Annotated in this window: 23 protein-coding genes and 1 pseudogene; 8 read left to right on the top strand and 16 right to left on the bottom strand. The window is 63.9% G+C overall.

Translation table 11 applies throughout. The features are described from left to right. Positions 1-51: 51 nt before the first annotated feature. A complete protein-coding gene (locus EN853_RS00715; protein WP_127857374.1) occupies positions 52-672 on the bottom strand; it encodes a hypothetical protein in 621 nt (206 codons plus the stop codon). Positions 673-841: 169 nt separating this feature from the next. Next, positions 842-967, bottom strand: coding sequence for a type B 50S ribosomal protein L36 (gene ykgO, locus EN853_RS00720; protein WP_040974291.1), 126 nt, complete (start codon positions 965-967; stop codon positions 842-844). A 242-nt stretch (positions 968-1,209) separates the two neighbouring features. Between ykgO and EN853_RS00725 the strand changes: the two genes are divergently transcribed. Further along, complete coding sequence (locus EN853_RS00725) at positions 1,210-1,632, top strand: lysozyme inhibitor LprI family protein (protein ID WP_127857375.1); 423 nt, start codon at positions 1,210-1,212, stop codon at positions 1,630-1,632. Between the two features lie 109 nt (positions 1,633-1,741). Here EN853_RS00725 and EN853_RS00730 read toward each other — a convergent pair whose 3' ends face one another. From EN853_RS00730 to EN853_RS00765, 8 genes are all read right to left on the bottom strand, one after another. Next, positions 1,742-2,818: a 5-(carboxyamino)imidazole ribonucleotide synthase gene (locus tag EN853_RS00730; protein ID WP_127857376.1), complete on the bottom strand. Its 1,077-nt coding sequence runs from the start codon at positions 2,816-2,818 to the stop codon at positions 1,742-1,744. After that, complete coding sequence (gene purE, locus EN853_RS00735) at positions 2,815-3,312, bottom strand: 5-(carboxyamino)imidazole ribonucleotide mutase (protein ID WP_126091497.1); 498 nt, start codon at positions 3,310-3,312, stop codon at positions 2,815-2,817. The genes EN853_RS00730 and purE overlap by 4 nt, the downstream gene beginning before the upstream one ends. A 96-nt stretch (positions 3,313-3,408) precedes the next feature. Then, complete coding sequence (locus tag EN853_RS00740; RefSeq protein ID WP_127857377.1) at positions 3,409-4,614, bottom strand: aminotransferase class V-fold PLP-dependent enzyme; 1,206 nt, start codon at positions 4,612-4,614, stop codon at positions 3,409-3,411. A gap of 20 nt (positions 4,615-4,634) precedes the next feature. Further along, a complete protein-coding gene (locus EN853_RS00745) occupies positions 4,635-5,096 on the bottom strand; it encodes a RidA family protein (protein WP_010911960.1) in 462 nt (153 codons plus the stop codon). Between the two features lie 37 nt (positions 5,097-5,133). Further along, complete coding sequence (locus EN853_RS00750; RefSeq protein WP_127857378.1) at positions 5,134-5,928, bottom strand: amino acid ABC transporter ATP-binding protein; 795 nt, start codon at positions 5,926-5,928, stop codon at positions 5,134-5,136. Between the two features lie 4 nt (positions 5,929-5,932). After that, entirely contained in the window at positions 5,933-6,583 is a 651-nt protein-coding gene (locus EN853_RS00755; RefSeq protein ID WP_127857379.1) for an amino acid ABC transporter permease, read from the bottom strand. Continuing rightward, complete coding sequence (locus EN853_RS00760) at positions 6,583-7,248, bottom strand: amino acid ABC transporter permease (protein WP_127857380.1); 666 nt, start codon at positions 7,246-7,248, stop codon at positions 6,583-6,585. The genes EN853_RS00755 and EN853_RS00760 overlap by 1 nt, the downstream gene beginning before the upstream one ends. A gap of 117 nt (positions 7,249-7,365) precedes the next feature. Next, positions 7,366-8,196: a transporter substrate-binding domain-containing protein gene (locus EN853_RS00765; RefSeq protein WP_189343851.1), complete on the bottom strand. Its 831-nt coding sequence runs from the start codon at positions 8,194-8,196 to the stop codon at positions 7,366-7,368. Positions 8,197-8,365: 169 nt separating this feature from the next. Here EN853_RS00765 and EN853_RS00770 point away from each other — a divergent pair, with 169 nt between their 5' ends. Then, the gene (locus EN853_RS00770) at positions 8,366-9,166 is read left to right on the top strand and encodes an IclR family transcriptional regulator (protein WP_127857382.1); all 801 of its coding nucleotides are present in this window, start codon (positions 8,366-8,368) and stop codon (positions 9,164-9,166) included. Between the two features lie 147 nt (positions 9,167-9,313). On the opposite strand, the gene EN853_RS00775 is transcribed toward EN853_RS00770, so the two are convergent. Then, positions 9,314-9,517 carry a DUF465 domain-containing protein gene (locus tag EN853_RS00775; protein ID WP_027166663.1) on the bottom strand — a complete coding sequence of 68 codons (204 nt, stop codon included), beginning with the start codon at positions 9,515-9,517 and terminating at the stop codon, positions 9,314-9,316. Between the two features lie 236 nt (positions 9,518-9,753). Here EN853_RS00775 and EN853_RS00780 point away from each other — a divergent pair, with 236 nt between their 5' ends. The 5 genes and pseudogenes from EN853_RS00780 to EN853_RS00800 all read left to right on the top strand — a co-directional run bounded on the left by EN853_RS00780 (position 9,754) and on the right by EN853_RS00800 (position 13,704). Further along, positions 9,754-9,933 carry a YdcH family protein gene (locus EN853_RS00780; RefSeq protein ID WP_040998838.1) on the top strand — a complete coding sequence of 60 codons (180 nt, stop codon included), beginning with the start codon at positions 9,754-9,756 and terminating at the stop codon, positions 9,931-9,933. 288 nt (positions 9,934-10,221) lie between these two features. Then, a complete protein-coding gene (ispG, locus tag EN853_RS00785; RefSeq protein WP_127857383.1) occupies positions 10,222-11,472 on the top strand; it encodes a flavodoxin-dependent (E)-4-hydroxy-3-methylbut-2-enyl-diphosphate synthase in 1,251 nt (416 codons plus the stop codon). A 4-nt stretch (positions 11,473-11,476) separates the two neighbouring features. After that, complete coding sequence (locus EN853_RS00790; protein ID WP_127857384.1) at positions 11,477-12,337, top strand: lytic transglycosylase domain-containing protein; 861 nt, start codon at positions 11,477-11,479, stop codon at positions 12,335-12,337. A gap of 30 nt (positions 12,338-12,367) precedes the next feature. Then, the gene (locus tag EN853_RS00795) at positions 12,368-12,919 is read left to right on the top strand and encodes an AAA family ATPase (RefSeq protein ID WP_127857385.1); all 552 of its coding nucleotides are present in this window, start codon (positions 12,368-12,370) and stop codon (positions 12,917-12,919) included. A 39-nt stretch (positions 12,920-12,958) separates the two neighbouring features. After that, positions 12,959-13,704: pseudogene (locus EN853_RS00800) on the top strand (Stf0 family sulfotransferase). 9 nt (positions 13,705-13,713) lie between these two features. On the opposite strand, the gene EN853_RS00805 reads toward EN853_RS00800, so the two are convergent. The 4 genes from EN853_RS00805 to EN853_RS00820 all read right to left on the bottom strand — a co-directional run bounded on the left by EN853_RS00805 (position 13,714) and on the right by EN853_RS00820 (position 18,106). Then, the gene (locus EN853_RS00805; RefSeq protein WP_127857386.1) at positions 13,714-16,047 is read right to left on the bottom strand and encodes a response regulator; all 2,334 of its coding nucleotides are present in this window, start codon (positions 16,045-16,047) and stop codon (positions 13,714-13,716) included. Between the two features lie 172 nt (positions 16,048-16,219). Beyond that, positions 16,220-16,438: a 4-oxalocrotonate tautomerase family protein gene (locus EN853_RS00810; protein WP_127857387.1), complete on the bottom strand. Its 219-nt coding sequence runs from the start codon at positions 16,436-16,438 to the stop codon at positions 16,220-16,222. Between the two features lie 24 nt (positions 16,439-16,462). Further along, positions 16,463-17,341 carry an SDR family oxidoreductase gene (locus EN853_RS00815; protein WP_127857618.1) on the bottom strand — a complete coding sequence of 293 codons (879 nt, stop codon included), beginning with the start codon at positions 17,339-17,341 and terminating at the stop codon, positions 16,463-16,465. A 24-nt stretch (positions 17,342-17,365) separates the two neighbouring features. After that, positions 17,366-18,106 (bottom strand): SDR family oxidoreductase, encoded by a 741-nt coding sequence (locus EN853_RS00820; RefSeq protein ID WP_167524346.1) that lies wholly within the window; start codon positions 18,104-18,106, stop codon positions 17,366-17,368. A 97-nt stretch (positions 18,107-18,203) separates the two neighbouring features. On the opposite strand from EN853_RS00820, the gene EN853_RS00825 reads away from it, so the two are divergent. Continuing rightward, positions 18,204-19,097: a LysR family transcriptional regulator gene (locus EN853_RS00825; protein WP_127857620.1), complete on the top strand. Its 894-nt coding sequence runs from the start codon at positions 18,204-18,206 to the stop codon at positions 19,095-19,097. Positions 19,098-19,349: 252 nt separating this feature from the next. Here the strand turns inward: EN853_RS00825 and EN853_RS00830 are convergent, their stop codons facing one another. Continuing rightward, a complete protein-coding gene (locus EN853_RS00830) occupies positions 19,350-20,435 on the bottom strand; it encodes an adenylate/guanylate cyclase domain-containing protein (protein WP_245517374.1) in 1,086 nt (361 codons plus the stop codon). Between the last annotated feature and the right edge of the window lie 5 nt (positions 20,436-20,440).

The raw sequence follows: 20,440 nt of genomic DNA on the forward strand, positions 1-20,440 counted from the left end.
GCTCTTTTCGCTACTGCGTTACCGCCCTACTCCCTTACTGCCTTGGGGATATCAAATGCCTTCGCCGGCGAGCTCTTCGGAAAGCGTCGAGACCTGGTCCTGGGCGCTGCGCATCATCGGATAGATGGTAAGCACCTTCTGCCAGGCTTCCAGCGCCGACTGCTTGTGGCCGGTTTCGGCCATGATCTGCGCGAGACCCGAAAGCGCGCCGAAATGGCGCGGTTCGAGCTGCAAGGTGTGGTCGATGTCGGACATCGACTTTCCGTAGTTCTTCATCAGGAAATGCACAGTGGCGCGGCGGTTCCAGCCTTCGGCATAGTCAGGCTGCAGGGTCACGACCTGGTCGAGGAAGTCGAGCGCGACGTCGAATTTCTGGTCTTCGGTTGCCTTCTGCGCCCATTGCATCATCAGGTCGATCGAGGCGCTGCCGGACTGGTTCCACTCGCCCCAGATGCGGCCGGCGATGCGCTCGGCGGCCTTTTCGTTACGCTCGCGCTTGAGATCGGCAAAGAGCTGGTCGAGGCGCCCCTGCCTGGTCGGGGCGGCCGGCGGCGGCGTTATGGCCGGCGGCGGCGAGGCCGCGGATGGCTGCGTGGCCTGGTCCCCGGCCGATGCAGGCGAGGCGGCGCAGGCAAGCAGGATGGCGGCGAAAGAAGAAAAAAGAATCCGCATCGCCGGAATCTAGTCCCGGACGGCGGATCGTCAAAATGATTTTAGCGTGAAAGCACCGGCGAACCGGCAATCGACATCAAACGGGCGCGGCCTGTTTGTTCCGATGCATGTCGTTCGCCCAAAATCGCTGCGGACTTTTGGGCGACATGCATCGAGCCGCGCGCAAGTCTCAGCCCTGGCGCGCCTTGTAGCGCGGAGCGGTCTTGTTGATGATGTAGATGCGTCCCTTGCGGCGAACCAGCCGGTTGTCGCGGTGACGCGCCTTGAGCGCCTTGAGCGAATTCTTGATCTTCATGGTCTTGCCTATCCGGTCGGGGCCCGGTCCCGGGCCGAATTTTAAAGGCGCGCCCGGAAAAAGCGCGCCTTTGAACTTGCGTGGCTCATAAACGAGGAGCCTTGCCCGTGTCAACCGCAAGCGCGGCCCGAATGCCAGAAATGGCGCGGCCAATCAAATATTCGCCATCCGTGGCGCGCGGCATTGCGCGACTCAAGGGCGGCTGGAAAGGTGCGGCCTCGCGAAAGGACCGGAGTTTCCAAATGCGCCGCCTGTTTCTGCCTGCCTGTCTTGTCTTGGCCGCAACGGCCACGGCAGCCTGGGGACAGGAATGCGACCGCGGCGACGACAGCCAGTCGATGATGACCATCTGCGCCAACACCGACTATGAGGCGGCCGACGCCAAGCTCAACGCCGCCTACAAGAACCTCGTCGGCGGCAATGACGAAAAGGCCAACAAGCTGCTGCAGACGGCGCAGCGCGCCTGGATCGCCTTTCGCGATGCCGAATGCGCCTATTCGACCGCCGATAGCGAGGGCGGCTCCATCCATCCGATGGAGGTCTCCGAGTGCCTGATGGAGCTGACCAACCAGCGCATCAAGCAGCTCACCTCCGGCAGCAATTGCCAGGCAGGCGAAACGAGCTGCGCCAGCCCGAACGAGGACGAAGATCAGGACATGCAGTAGTCGGGACTAGAGCGGCTCAGCGTTTCACGGAATCGCCGAACCGCCCTAAGTATTTGTTTTTTGCCCAATTCCGGACGGAAAACCGTTACACACTTTTCCTGGAATTGCTCTAGCTCCGACGAAGAACTCGGGTGAAATGGCCCATCTTGCGGCCGGGGCGTGACTCCGCCTTGCCGTAGAGATGCAGCATCAGGTCGGATTCGGCGAGCAGCGCCGGGACCTTCAGCATATCGTCGCCGATCAGGTTTTCCATCACGCAGTCAAAATGCCGGGCCGCTGAGCCGAGCGGCAGGCCGGCGACGGCGCGGATATGCTGCTCGAACTGGGAGACGGTGCAGGCCGCTTCCGTCCAGTGGCCGGAATTGTGGACGCGCGGGGCCAGTTCGTTGGCCAGCAGCGAGCCGTCGGCAAGGACGAAGAACTCGACGCCGATGACGCCGACATAGGCGAGCGCCGAGAGGATCTTTGCTACCGCCTCCTTCGCCGCTAAGGCAGTTTGCTGACCGATGCCGGCCGGTACCGTTGAGGTTCGCAGGATGCCTTCGCGGTGGACGTTCTCCGCCGGATCGTAGGCCGCAATCGAGCCGTCCCGTCCACGCGCGGCGATCACGGAAATCTCGCGCTCGAAGGCGACCAGCGATTCGAGGATCAGCGGCACATTGCCCATCGCCTCGCAGGTGCCGGCAAAGCCGCCGGTCTCCATGTTGCGGAAGACGCGCTGGCCCTTGCCGTCATAGCCCAGGCGGCGCGTCTTCAAGACGCCGCTGCCGTTGAATTTCTTCAACGCCACCGTCAGCTGGTCGTCGTTGTCGATTGGGCAGAATTCTGCGGTGGGAATGCCGATGCCGTTCAGGAAGCTTTTTTCGGTCACGCGATCCTGCGCGACTTCCAGCGCGCGTGCCGGCGGATAGACAGGAATGCGCGCGGCGAGCGTCTGAGCCGCCGCAACCGGAACGTTCTCGAACTCATAGGTGACGACGGCGCTGGCGCTGGCCAGTTCGGCAAGGGCTGCCTGGTCGTCATACGCGGCGACGATCTGCCGGTTGGCGACTTGCGCCGCCGGGCAATCTGCCTCAGGCTCCAGCACGACGGCGCGGTAGCCGAGGCGGGCTGCAGCCATCGCCAGCATACGGCCGAGCTGGCCGCCGCCGATGATGCCGATGGTCGATCCGGGAGCGAGATTCACGGCGTATCCGCCGGTTCGCTGGCGACCTTGGCCGTCTGCGCGGCGCGCCAGGCGTCGAGCCGGGCGGCGAGCTTTTCATCGTTGAGCGCCAGGACCGCGGCGGCGAGCAGCGCCGCATTGGCGGCGCCCGCCTTGCCGATCGCCAGCGTGCCCACCGGGATGCCGGCCGGCATCTGCACAATGGAAAGCAGCGAATCCTGGCCGGACAGCGCCTTGGACTCGACCGGCACGCCGAAGACCGGCAGCGGCGTCATCGCCGCCGTCATGCCGGGCAAATGCGCCGCGCCGCCGGCGCCGGCGATGATCACCTTGTAACCGGCGGCCTTGGCGCCCTTGGCGAACTCATAGAGGCGGTCCGGCGTGCGGTGCGCCGAGACGATCAGCCGTTTGTGCGGAATGCCCAGCGCGTCCAGCGTTTCCGCCGCCTGGCGCATCGTCGCCCAGTCGGACTGGCTGCCCATGATGATGGCGACGTCGGCACGCTGATCGGTCAAGGTTTTCGCTCCCGGCGGCAAAGGCGCGCCTTAGCGGAATTCGCCGGCAGCCGCAAGGATTTCACGGCTGCGGCGGGACCCGACGCGCGTCGGGGCCTAGTCCGGCCAGCGCAGCGCGCCGGATGAATCCTTGCGTGCCGCTTTCATCGCATCGGCCGGGCGGTCCTTCGCGGTCAGCACAGCGCGCAGCCGCTCGGCCACGATCTCGGCTTCGCCGGGATGGAGGTTGCAGGGGTCGAGGAAGAAATGGCCGCGCTCGACCTCATGGTTGCGCACGATGACGGGCGGCGAGCCGGCGGCCAAAGCCGAGGCGAGGCCGGCTGCGGTGAAGCGGCTTTCCGGACGAACGAAGACCTGCAGGCGGTCGAGCGGGTTCGCGGTCGGATCGGGAATGATCTGCGCGCCGATGCCCGGAATGTCTTGCAAGGCGTCCTTCCATAGATTGAGCGCCGCTTCCTCGCGCCGACGGATGCCGGCATGGTCACGCTTTTCCCAGGCTTCGAGCGCCGCCATGGTGCCGGCGATGCTTTCCTTGCCGACCTTCATGGCCCGCGCGACGCCGCGGTTCTGCAGATAGGCGGCGCGCACCAGGTCCTTGCGGCCGGTGACGATGCCGCTGGTCGGACCGCTCAGGAATTTGTGGCCGCTGTAGACGACGATATCGGCGCCGCGGGCGAGAAAGCCGCGCAGGTCGTATTCGGAAGCCGCGTCGACGATCACCGGCACGCCCTTGGCGTGGCAGATCTCGCAGAACTCCTCCAGCGAAAGCATGCCGTACTGGACGGTGTGATGCGCGACGACGTAGAGCGCTGCCGCCGTGCGCTCGTTGATCGCCTCGCGCACGTGATAGTCCTGCGTGACGCTGACGGTGCCCGCCGGGATGACCTTGGCGCCAGCCACCCGGATCGACTGGTCGATCGGCGCGCCGTAGTTGACGATGTGGCCAAGCTGGATGACGACCTCGGACTTCAGCCCTTCGGTGTCGTCCGGCAGGCGTTCCATCGCCAAAAGGTTGGTGCCGGTCATCGCGCCGGCAATCGACATGGTGATGCCTGAGGCGCAGCAAGCGGTGATGAAACCGGCCTCGCCGCCGGTGAGGCGCGCGACGATCGCGCTCGCGGCGCGCTGCAAATCGTCCATCTCCACCCACTGCGAGGCGATCTCGGCCATGGCACTGATCGCCTCGGGAACGATGATCGAGGCCCCCAGCGTCGTCATCGTGCCGGAGACATTGATGATCGGTCTCAGCCCCAGCCGCTCGCGGATCGTGGTGTTGGAGCCGGTGTCGGAATAGGTTTTCATGGCGGTAGACCCCGTGAATGTCAGGCCGCGATCTCGACGACCGCTTCGATTTCGACAGTGATGTTTCCAGGCAGCGAGCCGACGCCGATCGCCGAGCGCGCATGGCCGCCGATCTTGTCGAAGACATCGGCGAAGAGGTCGGAGCAGCCATTGACCACTTTGGGATGGTCGCTGAAGGTCGGCGTGGCGTTGACGAAGCCGAGCAGTTTCACGACGCGCACGATACGGCCAAGGTCGCCCGCCGCCGCATGCATGACGGCGAGAAGGTTGAGGCCGGTGAGGCGGGCATGCTCATAGGCCTGCTCGACGGTCACGTCCTCGCCGACCTTGCCGGTGCAAAGCGTGCCGTCGGCGCGCAGCGGCCCCTGGCCGGAGAGGAAGATCAGCCGGCCGCTCTCGGCATGGGTGACGAAGTTGGCGATGGGCGTCGGTGGTTCGGGCAGCGTCAGGCCGAGTTCGGCGAGCCTGATGTAAGGCGTCATGGAAGAATGCTCCTTGGACGATGAGGGCCGTCCGATTTCAGAAATGCGAGGCGCGGAAGCGGGCCAAGAACGTGCGGAGGCGCTCGTTGGTGGTTTCCGCGGCGAGGACCTCCTTCGGCGGACCGACGGCGCTGACGCTGCCATCGGCCATGAAGACGATGCGGCTCGAGGCATCGCGGGCGAACGCCATCTCGTGCGTCACCATCACCATGGTCATGCCGTCCTCGGCCAGGCTCCTCACCACGGCCAGCACCTCCCCGACTAGCTCCGGATCGAGCGCCGAAGTGATCTCGTCGAGCAGCAGGATCTTAGGTTCCATGGCGACCGCGCGGGCGATGCCGACGCGCTGCTGCTGGCCGCCTGAAAGCTCCGCCGGCAGGCTGTCGGCCTTGTGGGCGAGGCCGACGCGGCCGAGCCAGTGCTCGGCGGCCGCGCGTGCTTCTGACGTGCTCTTGCCGCGCACCTTGGTGAGGCCGAGCATGATGTTGCCGGCGGCGGTCAGATGCGGGAAGAGGTTGAAGCCCTGGAACACCATGCCGGTCTCGGCGCGCATGCCGGCCAAGTCGCGCTCGCTGCGCCGCTGGCGCGCGCCGCCGTCGCGAAAGCCGACCTCCTTGCCGTCGATGCGGATGGAGCCGCTGTCATAGCTTTCAAGGAAGTTGACGCAGCGCAGCAGCGTCGTCTTGCCGCTTCCCGAGGGACCGATGACGGTGACCACCTCGCCCTTCGCCACTTGCAGTCCGACCGAGCGCAGCACCTCGACGGAGCCGAAGGATTTCGAGACTTCGGCGATATCGAGAAGCGCTGGGCTGTTGTTTGAGCTGTTGGCCATAGTGCTAGTCCCGGATGAAGGCGAAGCGCTGCTCCAGCCGCCGGCTGGCGTATGAAAGCGCGTAGTTGACGGCGAAATAGATCAGGGCGCCGAGGATATAGAGCGGCATGGCCTCGTAGGTGCGGCCGATGACCTGGTTGATGGCCTGCATCAGATCGGTGATGCCAAGCAGCGAGACCAGCGCGCTGCCCTTCACCGCATCGGTGACGCCATTGATCCAGGGCGGCAGGAAGCGGCGGAAGGCCTGCGGGAAGACGACGTAAACCAGCCGCTGGCGGAAGGTCAGGCCGATCGCCATCGCTGCTTCCGACTGGCCCTTCGGGATCGAGGCGACCGCGCCGCGCAGATATTCGACCACCTGGGCGGTCTTGAACAAGGTCAGCGCCAGCACGGCGGCCCAGAAGGACTGGAGATGCACGCCGACCGCCGGCAGGCCGTAATAGACGAAGAAGATCAGCACCAGGATCGGGATGCCGCGGATGGTGTCGCTGAAGATGCGCACCGCCCAGCGCAGCGGCGCCGGGCCGTAGACCAGGCCGACGCCGAGGATCACGCCGGCGATCAGCGACAGCACCACGACCAGCAAGGACACCCAGAGCGTCAGCGCGAAGCCTTGGGCGAGAAAGGGCAGGGCATAGAGGATCTGGCTAAGCATCAGCGCGCCGTCCTGTACCAGCGCTCGACCAGCCGCAGCGCGAAGAGCAGGGCGTAGCCCGTCACCAGATACATCGCCGTCACGACCAGATAGACCTCGACGATGCGGAAGGTGTTGAAGTTGATCCACTGCGCGCCATAGGTCAGCTCGGGCACCGAGATGACGGAGGCGACCGAGGTGTCCTTGAACAGCGAGATGAAGGTGTTGGAGAGCGCCGGCAGGGTGATGCGCATCATCGTCGGCAGGCGCACATGGACCAGCCGCTGCCAGGGAGTGAGGCCGATCGCCTTGCCGGCGTCGATTTGGCCGCGCGGCACGGCCTCGAGGCCCGAGCGGAACACTTCGACCAGATAGGCGCCGCTGTAAAGCGCAAGCGTGGCAACGAATGAGGTCTGCGCGCTGTAGGCAAGGTCGACGACCGTCGGCAGGCCGTAGAACACCAGATAGACCAAGAGGATCAGCGGCACGTTGCGGATGAATTCGACGTAAGCCGCGATGATGCCGCGCACGACGCGTCCGGCCGACACGTACCAGACCGCCAGCACAAGGCCGATGACGATGCCGATGGCGATCGCGATCAGGGCAAGCTCGAGGCTGAGCAGCAAGCCGCCCGAAAGCTTGTCGAAGTGCCGCCAGATCAGGTTGAAATTGAGCGTGTAGCCCATGTGTCCGTCTCAATGCCCGCGGTGACGGATCCAGCATCCGCCACTCGCCAGGCCCGTGTCGAGGGGAAACGGGCGGAGGGATGTGCCCCCTCCGCCGGCTTTGTCAGAAAGGCTTGGTCAGATGACCGGGAAGCCCGGGTGGCGCGGCGGCGGCTCCTGGCCGAAATATTCCTTGAAGGCGGCGTCGTAGAGCGCCGTCTCGTGGCCGAACATGGCGATGGTGAACGTCTGGTTGACATAGGTCAGCCAGTCGAGATCGCCCTGTCTGACAGCGGCGCCGTAGAGCATCGAATACCAACTCTTGCCGGCATCGAAATACTTGTCCGGATTGCGCGACGCGAGCCAGCGCACCGTGGAGAGATCGACCGCTGCTGCATCGACGCGCTTCGACTCCAGCGCCTGCAAGACGTTCGCCTGGGTGTCGATCTGCATCACCTGCGCCTGCGGCAGCGCATAATGCACCGAGCTTTCGGCATCGACATTCTGCAGGATCGAGATGCGCGTGGCGGAGCCGTTTGCCAGCAGCTTGTCGAAGGTCTTGTTCTCGGAAGAGGGCAGCGTCAGCAGCGCGACGCCTTCGACGTAGTACGGCCGCGAGAAATGGATCAGCTGCGAGCGCTGCGCGGTCATGGTCATGAACTGGATGGTGATGTCTACCTTGTTGGTGGTCACATTCGGGATGCGCTGCGCCGGATCCTGCATGACGAACTCAACCTTGGTCGGATCGTCGAAAAGGCCCTTGGCCAGAATGCGGCCCATGGTGATGTCCATGCCCACCAGCTCGCCGGCATCGTTCTCGAAATGCCACGGCGCATTGGTGCTGCCGGTGCCGACGATCAGCTTGCCGCGATCGAGCGCTGTGCGCAGCACGCTGTCAGACGCGGCCTGCGCGGCGGCCTTCTCGGCGCTGACCGCGGTGAGCGCCCCGGCGGTTGCAAGCCCTGCCATTCCCAATTTCAGAAAATCACGTCTGCCGGATGTGTCGTTCACGGCGACCTCCTTTGCTGGTTGTTCCCCAATGAAGCAGCGATACATGCGTCGATGATCGAAAGGTCTTGTCTCTTATAAGAGACGCATGTATCCTGTACAAGACAGATACTAGCATTAGGAATCGACAATGCAAGATGGCGAAGCGATGACGGAGTGGCCGACCGGCAGCAGGGACGAAGAGAAGCCCGCTAACTCACGCGAGAAGGGCCTGAACCGCGTGCTGCACATCCTGGAGTTCCTGCACGCCACACAGCGCGCCATCGGCATCGGCGAGCTGGCGAAGGGGCTCAACGCGCCGCGCTCGACGACCTACACGCTGGTGCGCGAACTGGTCGATGCAGGGCTCTTGGAGATGGCCGGCGACGGCAATCGCGTCTATTTCGGCAAGAAGCTCTACCTCTATGGAATGGCCTATATGCGCGGCAACGATCTGCTCAGGCGCGGACGGCAGGAGGTCGATACGCTGTCGCGGGAGACGGGGGAGACCTCGGAACTCTGCATGCTGCAGAGCGGCCGCTATACGATCGTCCATTCAAGCCCCGGCATGAGGCCGTTCCGCATCAGCTCGGCCACCGGCCTGCAGATACCGCTGCCCTGGACTGCGTCGGGCCGGCTGCTGCTCGCCGGCCTCGAACGAAGCCGGATCGAGGCAATCATCACGGAGGACGACCTCGTGCTGCCGGACGGCCGCAAGATCGAGCTCGACGACTTCATCGAAGAAATCGCAAAGGCTCGCGTCACCGGCTACTGCGTGACCTCAGGCCTTGTCGACGCCTACACTAAATGCCTGGCGGCGCCGGTCTTCTCGGCGCCCGGCAAGGTCGAGGCGACGATGTGCCTGGTGGTGCCGATCGACACATCGCAGGAGCGGACAGGCGAGCTGGTCGCGCTGCTGCGCGAACGCGCGGCCAGGCTTTCGATCTCGTAGCAGGTCGAGAGAAAGTTTCGCTGGTAGCGTTTCGGCGATTCATAGAATCGCCGAACCCCTCTAAGTATTTGTTTTTACGCAATTCCGAACGGAAAGCTACGGCGAAGGCGCCGAGCCTAACCGTTACTTGCTTTTGCTGGAATTGCTCTAAGCGATGATGTCGGGGATGATGCGGTCTTCAAGCGCCATCAACCGATCCTTGAGAAGAAGCTTCTTCTTCTTCATGCGCTGGATCTGCAGCGGGTCGCAACCCATGGCGATCATCGCATTGATGGCGGCGTCGAAATCGGCGTGTTCCTGTTTGAGCCGGGAATATTCTAGGCGTATCTCAGCCTGTTCCTGTTCGGACATTATCTACCGTCTGCGTATGCGTCGCCCAGGGATGGGCCTTTTGGGCGGGGCCGGTGGGGTTTGTGACCGGCGCGCCGCTGATATCACATTTCACATTGTCGTGGAATGCTACCACGCGGCATTCGACATCGAGATTGGTTGGTGGCAAAGTGTCATCGTGCCGTCACAGTAGCGACCTGCGGTGGACGTGCCTGCGACGGCTGCAATCGAGGAAACCATGAAAGGGAGAACCAATCATGTCTCTTGCATCCCATCTTGATGAGCTGCAGCGAAAGCACGGCGACATCGAGCGTGAGCTTATCGACGCGATGAACCATCCTTCGGTAGACGACCTCGAGATCGCCACTCTCAAGCGGCGCAAGTTGGCAATCAAGGACGAGATTGAAAAGCTGAAGGCGAAACCGACGGCACACTGAGGCTCCTCTAGGCAACATATGCGCCATTCGCGGCGCAATCATCCCACCCGGTGGCTCTCATGCCACCGGTGCTTGGTTTTTTGATTTCGATTTCTGACCAGTTTCGGCAGCGGCGGCGTGGCTTGGGCGCCTTCGAGGCCGGAGCCGGGTCTTATGGTCTCGACGGCGGCTCGGGCAGCCGATTTGCCCGATCGACGGCTCCCCGCCATTGACAAGCCTTCTTTGCTCCTCCACCTCATGCCCGGACCCTTGAGCATCTTCCTGCTCCAAGCTAAAGGCGGCCGGCCCATGACCGGATATTTTTCTTCTCCTTTCCCGCGCCGCGCGTCGGTCGGCGTCGATGTCGGCGGCGTGACGGTCGGCGGCGGCGCGCCGGTCGTCGTACAGTCGATGACCAATACCGACACCGCCGATGTCGACCAGACGGTCGCGCAGGTGGCTGCGCTGCATCGCGCCGGCTCGGAGATCGTGCGCATCACCGTCGACCGCGACGAGAGTGCCGCCGCCGTGCCGCGCATCCAGGAGAGGCTGTTGAGGCTCGGCGTCAACGTGCCGCTGGTCGGCGACTTCCATTATATCGGCCACAAGCTGCTCGCCGATCACCCGCCCTGCGCTGAGGCGCTGGCGAAATACCGCATCAATCCCGGCAATGTCGGCTTCAAGGAGAAGAAGGACCGCCAGTTCGCGGCGATCGTCGAAATGGCGATCAAGCATGACAAGCCAGTGCGCATCGGCGTCAACTGGGGCTCGCTCGACCAGGAGCTGTTGACCCGGCTGATGGACGACAACCAGGCCCAGGGCTCGCCGCTCACCGCGCAGGAAGTGACGCGCGAGGCGATCGTGCAGTCGGCGATCCTGTCGGCCGAGATGGCCGAAGAGATCGGGCTCGGCCGCGACAAGATCATCCTGTCGGCCAAGGTCAGCGGCGTGCAGGACCTGATCGCCGTCTATACCGAGCTTGCGACCCGTTCTGACCATGCGCTGCATCTCGGCCTCACCGAAGCCGGCATGGGCACCAAGGGCATCGTCGCTTCCTCCGCGGCGATGGGCATCCTCCTGCAGCAGGGCATCGGCGACACGATCCGCATCTCGCTGACGCCGGAGCCGAACGGCGACCGCACGCGCGAGGTGCAGGTGTCGCAGGAATTGCTGCAGACGATGGGATTCCGCCAGTTCGTGCCGATCGTCGCCGCCTGCCCCGGCTGCGGCCGCACGACGTCCACCGTGTTCCAGGAGCTGGCCCAGAGCATCCAGGCCGACATCCGCAAGAACATGCCGGTGTGGCGCGAGAAATATCCCGGCGTCGAGAACCTCAAGGTCGCGGTGATGGGCTGCATCGTCAACGGTCCAGGCGAATCCAAGCATGCCGACATCGGCATTTCGCTGCCGGGTACCGGCGAGACGCCGACGGCGCCGGTTTTCATCGACGGCAAGAAGGCGGCAACCCTGCGCGGCCCTTCGATCGCGCAGGATTTCGAGAAGATGGTCGCCGACTATATCGAGCAGCGCTACGGACACGACAAAGCCGCGGCGGAATGATCCCATGCGGCGCTTGTTCGGGGCGGCACTGATCCTGACATGCGCGCTGATCCCTGCAGGCCAGGCGCTCGCCGATCCGCCGCAGTCGCAATCGGCCGCCAAGCGGCTGATCGGTCGCGTCTGCGATTTGATCGAGACCCAGGCCGAGCAAAACCGCCTGCCCAAGGACTTCTTCGCCAGGCTGATCTGGAAGGAAAGCCGCTTCGACCCCAATGCCGTCAGCCCGGTGGGCGCCGAAGGCATCGCGCAGTTCATGCCGGGCACGGCCAAGCTGCGCGGGCTTGCCGATCCCTTCGACATCGAGCAGGCCATTCCGGCTTCAGCGAAATATCTTGCCGAGATGAAGGTGGGCTACGGCAATCTCGGCCTTGCCGCGGCAGCTTACAATGCCGGCGAGAACCGGGTGTCGCGCTGGCTGGATTCCGGCGGCTTTCTGCCGATGGAGACCGAAAGCTATGTCTTCGACGTCATGGGCGAGCCGGTCGACAAGTTCTCGGACGCTGCTTACGCCGGCGCGATCCAGCCGCTCGATCCGAAGACGAGCTTCGCGGTCGCCTGCCGCCAGCTGCCGGTGATCATGTCGCGGACCGTCGCCATGGCCTCGATCAACGTCAAGCCGTGGGGCGTGCAGGTGGCCGGCAATTTCCGCCGCTCCGCCGCGATCGGCCAATGGCTGCGGGTTCGCAGCCGGTTTCCGGCCCTGCTCGCCAGCCACGATCCGGTGGTGAGCCGCGTGCGCACGCCGATCGGCAGGCGCGGCATCTATGCGGTCAGGATCGGCGCCGACTCGCGGGCCGAGGCCAACGGCATCTGCAACAAGCTGCAGAGCGTTGGCGGCGCATGCGTGGTGATGCGCAACCGGTAGTGTGGTTGGATCAGCTCGAGACGTTCAGACATGACAGTCAAAATCATCCTGCTCAACGGTGTCGGCAGCGCCGGCAAGACTTCGATCGCCAAGGCATTGCAGGCGATGACCATCGAGCCCTTCCTGCATGTTCAGATGGACGCCTTCCTGGAGATGCTGCCGGAGAAGCTGCAGAACCATCGGCAAGGCTTCTTCTTCGAGACCAGTTGGCAGGATGGCAAGCCCTCCGTCGCCATCAAGGCCGGTCCGGTCGGAAGGCGAGCCATGCAAGGCATGCGTCACGCCATCGCCGCCATGGCCCGGCAGGGCAACAACCTTATCGTCGACGACGTTATGCTGCGTGACGAAATGTCGGAGTATCTGGCGCTGCTGGCCGATTTCGAGATCTTCCGCATCGCCGTCCTCGCGTCGCTCGACGTGCTCGAGGCCCGCGAAAGCGACCGCGCCGACCGGATGCCCGGCCTGGCGCGCTGGCAATATGGGCGCGCGCACGAGGGGATCAGCTACGATCTCGAAATCGACACCAGCATGCTTACCGCGCAAGAGTGCGCCCTGCGCATCCAACAGCAATTTCGGCTATAGGCGGCCAAGATCATTCTGGCTTCAGCGGCGGTGGGCGTTATGTTTGACGCATACATCATCTGCGGCACACCCAGAACCGGCAGCACTTTGCTGTGCGATCTTCTGACGTCGACCAAGAGGACCGGAGCTCCTCACTCATTCTATCGTCGGCAAGACATCGTGGAGTGGGCCGAGGAGTGGAAGCTGCCCGACCGTGGCACGATGAGCGAACTCGACTTCAATGTCGCCTATCTCAATGCGGCGATGCAGCTGGCCAGGGCGAGTCGAGTGTCTTCGGCCTGATGCGAGAAAATCTGGACGAGCTTTCCGCGATCCTGGACCAGATTTATCCCGGGCTTCCATCAGACAAGGCGCGTTTCGAGAAGGCCTTTGGCCGGACTCTCTATGTGCACCTTTCGCGCGAGGATAAGCTCGCGCAGGCTGTCTCCCTTATCAAGGCGGAGCAGACCGGCCTTTGGCACATCGCCCCCGATGGAGCCGAGATCCAAAGGGTCGGGCCGCCGGGAGAGCCACAGTATGACTTCCAGCGCATCAAGGACGAAGTCAGTGAACTCGAAGCCTATGACACAGCCTGGAACACGTGGTTCGCACAGCAGGACATTGCTCCGCTGCGGATAGGTTATGAGCGCCTTGCAGGCAATCCGGCTGCAACGTTGATTTCTGTCTGCGAGGCGTTGGGCGTTCAACCTCCGAGCGCCGATGATGTAAGACCGGGCGTCGCAGCGCTCTCCGACGAGATAAGCCTCGACTGGATGCGCCGCTATCGTCTCGACGCAGCTGTCTGACGCAAGGGCCTAAGCCGTCTTCGCCGCCACCGTCTCGCTGAGCCAGGTGCCGATCTTGGCGCCGAGGCGGTCGGGCGAGACCGGCTTCGGCAGGTAGTCGTCCATGCCGGCCTCGATGCATTTTTCGCGGTCGCCCTTCAGCGCGTGCGCGGTGACGCCGATGATCGGCGTATGGCTGTCGTTCTGCTGCTCGATCGCGCGGATGGCGCGCGTCGCTTCGTAGCCGTTCAGCTCCGGCATCGAGACGTCCATCAGCACCAGCCGCGGCCGCAGCGAGCGATACATCTCCACTGCGGTGCGGCCATTGCCGGCGATGCGATAGTTCAAGCCAAGGCCGTTGAGGATCTGGCCGAAGACCAGCTGGTTCACGTCATTGTCCTCGGCGATCAGGATATCGATCGGGCCGCTCGGCGCGGCGGGCGATTCCAGTGCCGCAGGCACCGGAACGGCCGGGCCGCGGATGACGGTGAAAGCCGGCGGGGCTGCCGGGGCCACGACCGGCTCGCGCACGAAATGGGCCTTGGCGCCTTGCGTGCGCGCCTTCTGGATGGCGGAGATGACGGTGCCGAGCAGCACGGCCGAACGCGCCGGCTTGGTGAGATGCGCGACGATGCCGAAGTCGATCACCATCCTGCCGAAGTCGACCTGGTCGACGGAGGTCAGCAGCACGACCGGAATGGAGGTAAGGCGGCTGTCGGCGGCAATCGCCTTGGCGACATCGGCGCCGTTCATGCCGGGCATCTGGTAGTCGAGAATGATGCAGTCGACCGAGGCGCCGAGCTGGCAGGCACGGTCGAGGAAGGCGAGTCCGATGGCGCCGCTTTCGGCGGCGGCGCAGTCGAAGCTCCAGCTTCTCAACTGCTCCAGCAGGATATCGCGATTGACGGGGTTGTCCTCGATGACCAGCACGCGCGCGCCGGTGACGTCGACCGGCACGATCTCGTCGCGCGAATTCTGTTGATGCACCGGCAGCGGCACGGCGAACCAGAAAACCGAGCCTCGGCCGATCTCGCTCTCGACGCCGATCTTGCCGCCCATCAGGTCGACGAGGCGGGCGGAGATGGCGAGGCCGAGGCCGGTGCCTTCGTGACGGCGGGTGGACGAGCCGTCGACCTGGGCGAATTTCTCGAACACGCTCTGCAGCTTCTCGGCGGGGATGCCGATGCCAGTGTCTTCGACACGGACCTTGAGCTGGACCGCGCCGTCGACGACATCGCCGCCGACGTCGATCAGCACATGCCCCTTCTCGGTGAACTTCACCGCATTGCCAAGCAGGTTGGTAACGATCTGGCGGAAACGCCCGGCGTCGCCGACGACGAAAGCCGGCAGGCGCGGATCGACGCGCACGATGAGCTCGAGGTTCTTTTCGGCAACGCGGGCCGACACCAGCGTCGCCACGTCCTCGACCGCTTCGGCCAGGCGGAAGGGGGCGGGGTCGAGTGTCAGCTGGCCGGCATTGATCTTCGAGAAATCGAGGATGTCGTTAATGATGGTGAGCAGCGCGTTGCCGGATTTGACGATAACGTCTGTGAAGGTCTTCTGGCGCGGCGTCAGCTCGGTCTTGGCCAGCAGCTCGGCCATGCCGAGCACGCCGTTCATCGGCGTGCGGATCTCGTGGCTCATATTGGCAAGGAATTCCGACTTGGCGCGGTCGGCGGCTTCCGCCTTGAACAGCGACGCGGCGGTTTCGGCGAAGGCGCGGCGGATCGCATTCTCCATCGGCCGGAAGATCAGAACCGCGGCAATGGCCAGCACGGCGATCAGCAGGCCGCTTGCCCACAGCAGCAGACGGTCGCTGGAGGCGTCGGCCAGACGGCGCTCTTCATCGAGCGCGGTCCGCACCCGCACCAGCATCGGCTGGGCGAAAAGGTCGTTCTGGTTGCGGATCTCGCGGTAGCTCCATTCATCGACCTTCTGGGCCACCGACATCAGATTGAAGTTGCGCACCATGTCGCGCGCCGACCAGAACAGATCGCCGTTCACCGAAGCGGATTCGAGCGCATTGAGGGTTTTCGTCGACAGGCGCGGCCTGATCGCCGCAAGCTGCGCGTTCAAGGCGCCGATCTCGCTCACCAGCCGTTCGGAATGGCCGCGCGCGGCGGTGGTCAGCGCATCGCGGGTCTCGGCCCGCCAGGTCGTTCCGGTTGTCTCGGCGAAGTTGGTGGCGTTGCGGAGGTCGCGCGAGAAGACGACGAAATTGCCGCTGAGGGCATCGACCTCGTGGCGGTATGAATTCACGCGGTTGAGCGCGAACAAGACGGCGGCCGAGGCCAGCGCGAAGACGAGCAATCCCGAAAAATAGCGAATCCGGATCGACCGGATGAAGGAGGAATACTCCGGCATGCGCAACCCCCAACCCAATACGCACAATTTTAATGGCCGGGATTACGCTTGATTTACATTAAGATTTCGTTGGTGCCGACATGATTGCAGAGTGGGGGCGCAGCAAACCGACGCACTGTTCCGCGTCGCCCGCAAGACGAGCCGCTCGGCAAGCGGCTCGCCTGGTTCAAAATCAAGCGGGATCCTTTGCCCGGTAGCCATTGGGGAGGATGAAGACTTCGTCGGCGCGGCCGTAGCCTCCATCCGCAACTTCCTCGATCAGCACCATGGTGTGGGCACGCGCGGCCTCGCCGAAATAGTCGACGAGCATCTGCGTCGTCCTGTGGACGAGGTCTTCCTTTTGCGCCTTCGTGAGAGCCGCCTGCGGTGTCTTGAAATTGGCAAAGGGCATGTCCAGGGTTCCTTTCGGGTTACTTTACAGCGATGGATGGAGGAGGTCGGCGAGGCCGATGCGTTCCAGGAGTTGCGCCCGGACGCGGTCGGCGACGCCGTTGACGATGGCCGCGCCGTCATCGGACGGATCGACATGGACGCGGAACGGCCGGCGGCCATGCGGCCTCGCGACGAGATCGACGATGGCCTGCGCGACCTTGGCGGGATCGGCATCGGCGGGCTCCAACCCGGCAAGACCTTTGAGCGCCTGCTCATCCACGCCGGCATATGGTCGCGACCAATAGGCGGCGGCGCGTTCTGCATCGGAGGGTTTGCCGGAATGGGCGAAATGCTTCGTGCCCTTGGTGAAGGCGCCCGGCACCACGACCGTCGTCTCGATGCCGAAACGGGCAAGCTCCAGCGCATCCATGCCTGCCTTGGCGGCAAAGTATGGGGCAAGGAAGGGAGGCGTGCCACCGCGCGTGCTGCTCGATCCGATCCATATCATGAGAGCCCGGCCGAGCCCGCGCATATGCGGAAGCACTGCCCGGTTTACGCGCTGGGTGCCGAGGACGTTGACGTCGTAGAGTTGCGCCAGTTGCTCCGGCGTGAAGGCTTCGACCGGCCCGAACACCATGTGGCCGGCATTGTGGATGACGACGTCGATCCTGCCTGCTTCCGCGAGGATGGTTTTCACAGTCACCTCGATCGAGGCTTCCGAAAGCACGTCCAACGCGATAGCGCTGATTGCCAGTTTCTCGTCGCGCGCCAGCTTTTCGATCTCGGCTGCCGCGGCGCCTCCGCGTGCCTGTGGGTCCCGCATCGAGGCATAGACCCGGTGACCGGCCCTGGCGAGCGCCTTGGCCGTCATGGCGCCGAAGCCGCTCGACGCGCCGGTGATGAGAATTGTCTGCTGCACGATAGCCTCCATCTCTTCTTTCGGATTTCAGATCGCGCCGCCATTGGCTCGGATGACCTGGCCGTTGACCCACTGGCTGTCCGCACCGGCAAGGAACGCGATGAGCCCGGCGATGTCGTCGGGCTGGCCAAGGCGGCCGAGCGGAATGAGTTTCCTTATTGCCTCGATCTGCGTGGCGCTCTTGCCCTCGGTGAAAAGTTCGGTGTCGACCGGGCCGGGCGCGACAGCGTTGACCGTGATGCGGCGCGGGCCAAGTTCCTTGGCCAGGATGTGGGTCATGGCTTCGACGCCGGCCTTGGTTGCCGCATAGACCCCGTAGGCCGGCTGGTAGAAGCCCACCACGCTTGATGAAAAGTTGATGATGCGGCCGCCATCGTTCAGGCGGCGGGCGCCCTCGCGCATGCCGCGGAACGGTCCGCCGAGATTGACGGCAAGCTGGCGTTCGAAATCCGCGTCATCGGTTTCCGAAATCGGCGCCAGCTTCATCATGCCGGCGTTGTTGACGAGGATGTCGGTGCCGCCGAAAGCCTTTTGGGCCGCGTCGAACAGAGAGGCCATGCCGGTCGGCTCGCTGATGTCGGCCTGGACAGCGATGGCGCTACCGCCGGCGGTCTCGATGGCCGAAACAACCTCATCGGCAGCATCCTTGCCGCGCGCGTAATTGACGATGACGGCAATGCCGTCCCGGGCGAGCCGTTTGGCGATCGCGGCACCGATACCCCTGGAGGCGCCGGTCACGATCGCTGTCCTTGTCTTGTGCATGATCATCTCCATTCGTTGTTGCCAAGCGGATATAGACCGGCGCGGCTTCCGGATAATCGGCCTGCTATTGACAGCAGTATTCGGATGGGTCGAACAATCCGGAATGGATCGACTCGACAGAATGCGGCTGTTCGTGCGCGTGGTGGAGCGGCGCAATTTCACCGCAGCGGCGGCCGATCTCGGTCTGCCGCGTTCGACCGCGACCGAAGCGATCAAGCAGCTGGAGGATCATTTGGGTGCGCGGCTGTTGGACCGGACCACGCGTCATGTCGCCACGACGCTGGACGGGCAGGCCTACTACGAGCGCTGCCTGTCGATCCTGGGCGAGGTGGAGGATGCCGAGGCCGGCTTCCGCAGCGCCGAACCGCGCGGTCTGCTGCGTATCGATGCGCATCCGCGGCTCACGCAACGGTTCCTGCTGCCGGAGTTGCCTGCCTTCCTCGAACGCTACCCTCAAATCGATCTGCATATCGGCCAGAGCGATAGGCTGGTCGACTTGGTGCGCGAAGGCGTCGATTGCGTCATTCGTGCCGGCGAACCGCAGGACAGCGGCATGATCATGCGGCGGCTGGCGATGATATGCGAAATCACCTGCGCCAGCCCGAATTACCTGAAACGCCATGGGACGCCGGCATCACCTGACGCGCTGGAGGGTCACCAGGCCGTCGGGTTCGTCTCCTCGCGCACCGGCGAAGTCCTGCCGCTGGAATTCAGCATCGGCGGCAAGGTGCATCAGGTCACGCTGCCCGGCCGGGTGAGGGTCAACAATTCCGACACCGCGGCTGATCTGGCGCGACTGGGCTTCGGACTTATCCAGGCTCCACGCTACAGGCTTGAACAAGATCTGGCGGACGGGACGCTGATTGAGGTGCTCAGAGATTTTCCGCCGACGCCGACGCAGTTGTTCGCGCTTTATCCGCAGAACCGGCAGCTCGCGCCGCGGCTGCGCGCCTTCCTGGAATGGGCGCTACGCATTTTCGCCGAGGCGAGGCTGTGATGATCGGATCGGCATCGCAGCGGGCATTGCCGCGCACCGAGAACAGATCGCCGTTCACCGAAGCGGATTCGAGCGCGTTGAGGGTTTTCGTCGACAGGCGCGGCCTGATCGCCGCAGGCTGGGCGTTCAAGGCGCGCCGATCTCGCCCACCAGGCGTTCGGAATGGGCGCGCACGGCGGTGGTCAGCGCATCGCGGTGGCCTTCTGAGGCATCGATGCGGCCACGGTACGGGATCGTGACGGACCGTCGCTTTCACTCGAGCCCGATCCACACGAAGCCATCCTGCTTCCGGCAGGGATAAACGATCAGCTTCGTGCGGTTTTTCGAAATGTCACCCAAATATTCAAAGCCCGCTCTGGTACCGTCCTGCTGCAACTTCGCCCACTCCCTGATTTCGCCGGTAAGCAGGTCGAAACAACTCTGATGCCAGCGGCAGACCAAGCCGAGATCCGCGGTGATCGTGCTCTCCGTGTGTGGGAGCTTCAGCATTTCGGTCTGAGCGGCACTTCGGCGTTCGTAGAGCGGCAGATGAAGGTGCGGGCAGGCATTGTTGAAGGCGCAATAGCTGTCGGATCCACGAATGACGACGATATCGCAGTTCTCGAAATCGAGAATCCGGCGTTGGTAGGGTTGGAGCTCGTCTTCGGCAAAAGCGCGAATCCACCTCCTGCCGCCGTGACGGATGGTTTCGCGAGGCCGTCTGGCATTCAGTTCGGCGTCAATTTCGGGCTTCAGCCCGACGATTTCGAATAGGCTCGTGCGCTCGGCGGTACCGCGAAGGCGCACCCTGACAAAGTCGGCGATTTCCACCTTGTCGACGATCTGGTCGCGCAGCGCCTCGGATATCAGCAGTCGCGTACCGGCATCCTTGTTGGCCGCCTCGATCCTGCTGGCCAGGTTCACCACGTCGCCGATTGCCGTAAGACGTTCGTGTTCGGCAAAACCCAATGTGCCGATGACGGCTTCGCCATAGTTGAGGCCGATCCGAATATCGAAATCGATGTCATACATCGAGGCAAAGAACGGCTTCAGACGATCGACTGTGGCGAGGGTCTGAAGCGCGGCGTTCACGGCGCGGAGCGGAGCGTCGTGCTGGCCGTCGATACCGAATATTGCCATGAGCCCATCGCCGATGAGCTTGTCCACGAAGCCACCATTCTGCTCGATGATGTCGCCGACCTGGGCGAAATAGCGGTTGAGCAGATACATCACGTCGTAGGGCGACAGCCGCTCGGACAGCGCCGTGAAATCGACAATGTCGCTGAAGAAGACCGCAACATGCTTTGCTTCGCCGCAACGCGTCGCGGCAGAACCGCCAAGCTGGCTGGTGATCATCATGTCGG

The sequence above is a fragment of the Mesorhizobium sp. M1C.F.Ca.ET.210.01.1.1 genome, from assembly GCF_004791585.1.
Classification (GTDB): domain Bacteria; phylum Pseudomonadota; class Alphaproteobacteria; order Rhizobiales; family Rhizobiaceae; genus Mesorhizobium.